Annotated in this window: 4 protein-coding genes; 2 read left to right on the top strand and 2 right to left on the bottom strand. The window is 44.4% G+C overall.

All coding sequences use genetic code 11. From position 1 onward, the window contains the following. Nucleotides 1-263 (bottom strand): DUF6044 family protein (locus VIN08_RS22250; protein ID WP_331970003.1); only part of this gene is annotated, 263 nt, incomplete at its 3' end. A 127-nt stretch (nt 264-390) separates the two neighbouring features. Between VIN08_RS22250 and eutC the strand changes: the two genes are divergently transcribed. Next, nucleotides 391-1,161 carry an ethanolamine ammonia-lyase subunit EutC gene (gene eutC, locus VIN08_RS22245; protein WP_331970000.1) on the top strand — a complete coding sequence of 257 codons (771 nt, stop codon included), beginning with the start codon at nt 391-393 and terminating at the stop codon, nt 1,159-1,161. 150 nt (nt 1,162-1,311) lie between these two features. Here the strand turns inward: eutC and VIN08_RS22240 are convergent, their stop codons facing one another. Beyond that, nucleotides 1,312-3,744 carry an ABC transporter permease gene (locus tag VIN08_RS22240; RefSeq protein ID WP_331969997.1) on the bottom strand — a complete coding sequence of 811 codons (2,433 nt, stop codon included), beginning with the start codon at nt 3,742-3,744 and terminating at the stop codon, nt 1,312-1,314. A 240-nt stretch (nt 3,745-3,984) separates the two neighbouring features. Here VIN08_RS22240 and VIN08_RS22235 point away from each other — a divergent pair, with 240 nt between their 5' ends. After that, the gene (locus tag VIN08_RS22235) at nt 3,985-7,422 is read left to right on the top strand and encodes a methylmalonyl-CoA mutase family protein (RefSeq protein ID WP_331969994.1); all 3,438 of its coding nucleotides are present in this window, start codon (nt 3,985-3,987) and stop codon (nt 7,420-7,422) included. The last annotated feature ends 318 nt before the right edge of the window (nt 7,423-7,740 follow it).

Below are 7,740 nucleotides of genomic sequence, written 5' to 3'. Positions count from 1 at the left end.
ATATAAAAGAGAATACGGATAATGCTGAACTCCGAATGAAAGCTGCCGCGATTTATACCATTGAAAATATTATATACCAGCGGAGAGCCATCAACACCTAATAAATTACCACTGATCTTTAGCACTTGTAAATAGACCAGCTCGCTGTCTAAATTATCGTGGACAAGGACGTAGCTCCCCTCCCCAAGTATAAAAAAGGGTAAATGAAAGAAAAGAATACAGCCAATGCCGGCTATAACGGTAACGTCCAACTTATTCTTCATCTTAGATCTGATTCAAACAATGAGAAAAGAATAACCTACCAACTAATCAGCTCCAACATCTATCTGTTAATATAAGACTACAATTATATTCATCCAAAAAAGCTACCTTTACTTTTCAACTTTTTCTATGACACCCGATAAAAAGCCGGTGGCAGCTTCTGATTCCTGGCAGTCGCTTCAAACTTTTACTGCTGCCCGCATTGCGTTGGGAAGGACAGGTGTATCGGTGCCAATACAAGAAGCGCTTAAATTCAAGTTGGCACATGCGCACGCACGCGATGCTGTATATTCATTGCTGGAAACGCAGGATTTGGCTATAGCACTCGAAAGCTTGCAACTACCAGTATATCGTTTGAAAAGCCAGGCAGGCAGTCGCGAAGAATATTTAAAACGTCCGGATCATGGGCGTAGACTTCATACAGATGCTGTCGGTATACTGCAACAAAGTATACATCCCGCAGCAGATATAGCGATTGTGCTGGCAGACGGATTATCGGCCACGGCAATCAACGTACATGCTATACCTGTGCTGCAAGAATTAATCTCGTCATTAAAAGATACTGGCTATACATTGGCCCCGGTTACGTTGGTAGAACAAGGTCGCGTGGGTATAGGCGATGAAATCGGTTTTCTGCTAAATGCCAAACTGGTTATTATACTGATCGGAGAACGGCCCGGGTTATCTTCTCCGGATAGTATGGGTGCCTATATAACGTATGCTCCTTCCGTTGGTCTTACCGATGAAGCACGCAACTGCATCAGCAACATCCGTCCCGAAGGACTCTCCTATAAAGAAGCCGCTAACAAAATATTTTACCTGGTACAGGAAGCGCTAAGACGCAAACTTTCGGGAGTACAGTTGAAAGACAACAGTGGAGAGCTGGCTTCGGGTTTTTAAAGGCTGCAAGCTTCAGGCTTCTGGTCGCTATATCTGTAAAATAAAACTGCACCAGGTATAGTGTTCCACTATCTCTGATGCAGTATATATATTATCCTCCACGTGCCATTCACCCAATGCCCCTGGCGACCAGTAACCGGCAGCTTGTAGCTATTCCGACCGCAGTACCTTCGCGGGGTTTGTTCCGGCTCCTTTCAGAATGTGTACACTCACCGTTGCCAGCGCTATTAACGCGAGCACGATGCTGGGTACTACAAATAAATCCCATGTGAGGTTAATGTGAAACGCAAAGCTGTCCAGCCAGCGATCTATACCGTACCAGGTTACGGGCAAGGCGATCAACGATGCAATGGCTACCAACTTCATAAATTGACTTGACAATAACGACATAATGCTGGATGTAGATGCGCCCAATACTTTACGGATACTGATCTCGCGCAGCTTTTGCGTAGTAGTAAAGCTGGCGAGTCCCCAAAGTCCGAGGCATGCTATAACTATAGCCAAACCGGCAAAGAGACTAAATATCTTACCAAACTGCTGATCATCTTTATACTGCTTATCAAAGAAATCATCGAGGAAGTAATAATCGAAGGGATTGCCGGGAAATACTTCTTTAAATTTAGTTTCAATCTGTTTGATCGACTCCGGTATATTTCCGGCTAAACGCACCGAATAATTTCTGCGTGATACTTTATCGCTCGCCAGCAAGATGGGTATATGCTCACTCTTCAATGAATTCCAGTGATAGTTCTTTAATACACCTATAATATTTACTGTATCATCGCCCAATATAATGCGTTCTTCCAGGGCATGCTGTGCATCGCCCAGGCCGAAGGCTTTCAGTGCTGCTTCGTTTACAAGCATCGCTTCCTTATCAGATTTTCTATCGGGATCCCACGCTCTGCCTGAAACCAATTCCATTTTATAGGTTGCCAGAAAATCAGGATCAACCCATGCTACGTTTCCGCTCTTGCTTTCCTCCTGTTGTGTTCCATCTCTGCGCATACCGGTTCCCCAGTTAAAACCTCCTCCCGGTATAGATGCCGAGGTTGCTACATTTTCAACCGATGAGATTTTTTTGATCTCGTTCTTTAGTGTGATTAACTTCTCCTCTATTGACTCCCGATTTTCTATTACACTCGGGCCGTTAAAAATCAGCATCTGCTCCATATCAAAGCCTTTATCCTGGCTTCGCATAAACATCAACTGACGATATATAGTAAATGTACCGGCTATCAATATCAACGATGCTACAAACTGAAACACCACCAGCGCCTTGCGCAGTGAGAAGCCGCCTGTAACTTTATCGGCTCCGCCTTTCAACACAGCGGTTGTATTAAATGACGACAGTACAAAGGCCGGGTATGCACCCGATACCAGCGAACCTATAACGAACAATCCAAATAATATACCCCACAGCCGCACATCGGTAAAATCAAAGGCCAGGTGTTTGCCCACTATATCTCCCAATACTGGTAACAATAAGAAGGCAAGCAACAGCGCTATAACAATACTGACGAAGTTAACGAGTACCGATTCAAAAATAAACTGTGAGATGAGCTGTGAACGCAAAGCCCCCACCGCTTTTTTGATACCCACTTCGCGCGCACGTTCAATAGCGCGTGCCGTAGAAAGGTTAATATAGTTTACCCAGGCAATAGCAAGAATGAAAATAGAGATCACTATGAAAAAGTAAATCGTATTTACATTCATCGTAGAACTTGACTCATTGTTGAACCCGGGGGTTAAATGTATATCACGGATGGGTTGAAAGGTGAGCACTTGTTTGCTGTTGGATTGTGCTAAATCTTTACCCTGATATTTCTCTATAAATGCCGGCAACTTCTTTTCTACGGCTATATGATCTGTGTTGGGTTGTAGTTCCACATAGGTAACAAAATTATACCAGCCCCAGCCGTTATCATTTTTATACTGGCCATTCTGCATGATGTTTTGAAACGATAACAGAAAATCAAATGGAAAGTGTGAGTTATCCGGAACATCTTCTATCACGGCAGTCACCTGGTAATCACCATCGGCCCATCCTCCGGATATAGTCATGGATTTTCCGACCGGGTCTTCGTTGTTATAGTATTTCTTAGCCATGGATTTTGTGATCACCATGGAGTTCGGTTTATCCAATGCTGTAGGAAGATCGCCTTCTATAGATTGATAGGTGAATACATCAAAGAATGTAGAGTCCACAAACTGTATACTCTCTTCATGAAAGCGCAGCGGCTCTCCAGTCTTCGGAATATTGCTGATCACGGCACCACCATACATCGGGTGCGTGCGCACATAAGTTTTCACTTCCGGTATATCATCCACCAGCAACGGTCCCTGCGCATAGCCCGAGAGTGGTCCGGCTCCGCGATACTCACCGTTGGTATACGATGCTGTTACGGTGCGGTATATATTACCAGCGTTCTGATGATAGTTATCATAGCTCAACTCAAAGTCAACGTACTTGAGAATTACCAGGCAAACCGCTACGCCTATAGCAAGGCCAGCGATATTGATGAACGAGTACAGTTTCCGTTTTAAAAGATTACGGATAGCGAGTGTAAGATGGCTTTTGAACATACGGGTTGGTTTGATACTTATGTTATTAGTGAGATGGAAGTTTCGCACATAAAGTTGCTACCCGGAAGTAATATTTACCCACACATCATCCCCTAACTGCAACGCACAGACCTCCAGACTAGTCACATCAATACTTGAAAATATTTTGATGGTTACAGAAAAGGCGTCACAACGTTCTCCTAATAACTGTTAGGGATTATCGAGGTTCTGTGTATTTTTGGCAATCGAATCCCATTTAAAATGAGTACGGAAGCAATTTCTCCTTCTAAAACTGATCATAAACCCTCTTTGGCCGGGCACGCGGCCCCCGAACCTTATAAGCCAAAGAACAAGGTAAGGATCGTGACAGCGGCCAGTTTATTCGATGGACATGATGCTGCCATTAACATTATGCGCAGAATTATCCAGGCTACAGGTTGTGAAGTGATTCACCTTGGCCACGACCGCAGTGTAGAAGAAGTGGTGAACACCGCGATACAGGAAGATGCACAGGCTATCGCCATGACAAGCTACCAGGGCGGACACAACGAATATTTTAAATACATGCACGATCTGCTGTTAGAAAAAGGCGCAGGTCATATCAAGATATTTGGTGGTGGCGGTGGAGTAATTCTGCCGGAAGAAATAAAAGAACTGATGGATCATGGCATCACGCGTATATACTCTCCGGATGATGGCCGCGCGATGGGACTGCAAGGTATGATCAACGACCTGGTAGAGCAAAGCGATTACCCGACAGGTTTACAAGTGATCAGCGATGTTGCCAGCCTTGATACTAAAAATCATCTACAGATCGCTCAACTGATATCCGCTGCAGAAAATTACTTCGACAAGCATCAGCAGATTTTTGAAGCTGTAAAAAAGAAAGCAGCAACTTCGCAGGCACCGGTGCTGGGTATAACCGGTACAGGTGGTGCCGGTAAATCTTCGATGGTAGATGAACTGGTGAGAAGATTTTTAATCGACTTTAAAGATAAAACCATTGGTATAGTTTCGGTCGATCCATCCAAACGCAAAACAGGCGGAGCATTGCTGGGCGATCGTATTCGTATGAATGCCATTAATAATCCACGAGTGTTCATGCGTTCGCTGGCTACGCGTCAGAGTAACCTGGCGTTGTCGGCATACGTGAAGGAAGCTATACAAATATTGAAAGCTGCCGGGTATGATCTGATTATACTCGAGACTTCCGGTATAGGACAAAGTGATACGGAGATACTCGATCACAGCGATGTATCGCTCTATGTAATGACACCGGAGTATGGTGCTGCCACACAATTGGAGAAGATCGATATGCTCGACTTTGCTGATGTTATAGCGCTGAACAAATTTGATAAGCGTGGCGCACTGGATGCTTTGCGCGATGTAAAGAAACAATATCAACGCAATCACCAGCAGTGGACCAAGAAGGTAGAAGACATGCCGGTATTCGGAACCATTGCTTCGCAGTTTAATGATCCGGGTACCAATCAGCTTTATAAACATATACTCGATAAGATAGTAGAGAAGACCAGCGCAGCATTGCGTTCTACGTTTGAGATAACGCACGAAATGTCGGAGAAGATCTTTGTTATACCTCCACATCGTACGCGCTACCTAAGTGAAATTTCGGAGAGCAACAGATCATTCGATCAGTGGGTAAAAGATCAGGCCGCTATAGCGCAGAGGCTATACGCCCTTATGCTTTCTATTGAAACATTGCAACAATCTTCCATTGAAGATAAAGACAGACTGATAAAATCATTACAGGAACAATTTGAGAAACTGAAGCTCAACCTCGATCCTAAAAATTACAAACTCATAGAAGAGTGGAAACAAAAAGTAAAGCAGTATAAAGAGCCGCTTTTCAAATTCAAGGTGCGCGATAAAGAGATCGGTATACAAACGCATTCAGAATCGCTCTCACATCTGCAGATACCCAAAGTATCGTTACCACGATATGAAGCATGGGGAGAATTGCTGCAGTGGAGTTTGCAGGAGAATGTGCCCGGTGAGTTTCCCTATACAGCCGGTATATATCCGTTCAAGCGTGAAGGCGAAGATCCAACGCGCATGTTTGCCGGTGAAGGCGGCCCTGAGAGAACCAACCGGAGATTTCACTATGTAAGTATAGCGATGCCTGCCAAGCGTTTATCGACTGCATTTGATTCGGTAACACTGTATGGTAACGATCCGGATTATCGTCCTGATATATATGGCAAGATCGGTAACTCCGGTGTGAGTATCTGTTGCCTGGATGATGCCAAGAAACTCTATAGCGGTTTCAACCTGGCCGATCCCAAGACTTCTGTATCAATGACGATCAACGGTCCTGCACCAATGCTGTTGGGATATTTTATGAATGCAGCGATCGATCAGCAATGCGAACTATATATTCGCAAGAATGGGCTGGAGGAAGAAGTACAACAGAAGATCAATCAACTATATAAAGCGCAGGGCGCAGAACGTCCGGCTTACCAGGGATCATTACCCAAGGGAAATGACGGTTTAGGATTGATGTTACTCGGTGTAACAGGCGACCAGATATTGCCCGCCGATGTATATGAGAAGATAAAGACTGAAACACTTTCGCAAGTTCGTGGCACGGTGCAAGCCGATATTCTGAAGGAAGACCAGGCGCAGAACACCTGTATATTTTCTACGGAATTTGCATTGCGACTGATGGGCGATGTGCAGCAATATTTTATTGACAAGAACGTACGTAATTTTTACTCGGTATCTATATCCGGCTATCACATTGCCGAAGCGGGTGCTAACCCTATTACGCAATTAGCCTTTACGTTGTCGAATGGATTTACTTATGTGGAGTATTATTTAAGTCGTGGTATGGACATCAACGACTTCGCTCCTAACCTGTCGTTCTTCTTCAGCAATGGTATAGATCCGGAGTATGCCGTGATCGGACGTGTAGCCCGCAGAATATGGGCGAAGGCGATGAAGAATAAATATGGCGCCAATGCTCGGTCGCAGATGCTGAAGTATCACATTCAAACATCAGGTCGCTCATTGCACGCACAGGAGATCGACTTCAATGATATACGCACTACGCTGCAGGCATTATATGCTATATATGATAACTGTAATTCACTTCACACCAACGCGTACGATGAAGCGATTACTACACCAACAGAAGAAAGCGTACGCAGAGCGATGGCCATTCAGTTGATCATCAACAAGGAATTAGGATTGGCCAAGAATGAAAATCCACTGCAGGGTTCATTCATTATCGAAGAACTTACTGACCTGGTGGAAGAAGCTGTACTCTCGGAATTCGATCGCATTACTGAACGTGGCGGTGTACTCGGAGCCATGGAGACCATGTATCAGCGCGGAAAAATACAGGAAGAGAGTTTATACTATGAAACGCTGAAACATACAGGTGAATATCCGATCATTGGTGTAAATACATTCCTGAGTTCGAAGGGCTCACCTACTATTATACCACAGGAAGTTATACGCGCTACAACAGAAGAGAAAGAGTATCAGATCAAAATGCTGCGCACACTGCACAGCTTCCAGGGAAAGAAAGGTGCATCGATGTTAGAGCGTGTACAGCACGCTGCTATACAAAACAAGAATATATTTGAAGAGTTGATGGAAGCCACCAAGGTATGCTCGCTCGGACAAATCACAAAAGCACTCTTCGAAGTAGGCGGGCAGTATAGGAGGAATATGTAAACTTTTATTTCCCGCAGATCTCGCAGAGATACGCAGATGAAATGCATAGTGGTTCCCACAGAATGCACAGATTGACACAGATATAAATTCTGAGTTATTCTGCGAAATCTGTGGGAGAAAATTGGTATTTCAAATTCTGCGTAAGACAAAAACTAATGCACTCCGTAGCAATATTCCTTCAGATAATCACCGGCATCATCAAAGCCAGCTTCGAAGGCTTTGCGCAGGCAACTGCAGCCTTCATCGAGTCTGTTATCGATCTCTACAAGTGCAGCTCCTTTATAGAATAACAAGGTAGCATTGCCTGGTTCTTGCTTT

Source organism: Ohtaekwangia sp., from assembly GCF_036568665.1.
Classification (GTDB): domain Bacteria; phylum Bacteroidota; class Bacteroidia; order Cytophagales; family Cyclobacteriaceae; genus Ohtaekwangia.
Note: the sequence above shows the minus strand (reverse complement) of the source record. Positions and strands in the feature narration are given on the sequence as shown.

Coding starts and splice junctions, on each gene's coding strand:
- eutC (WP_331970000.1), top strand. CDS start 391: ATGACACCCGATAAAAAGCCGGTGGCAGCTTCTGATTCCTGGCAGTCG.
- VIN08_RS22240 (WP_331969997.1), bottom strand. CDS start 3,744: ATGTTCAAAAGCCATCTTACACTCGCTATCCGTAATCTTTTAAAACGG.
- VIN08_RS22235 (WP_331969994.1), top strand. CDS start 3,985: ATGAGTACGGAAGCAATTTCTCCTTCTAAAACTGATCATAAACCCTCT.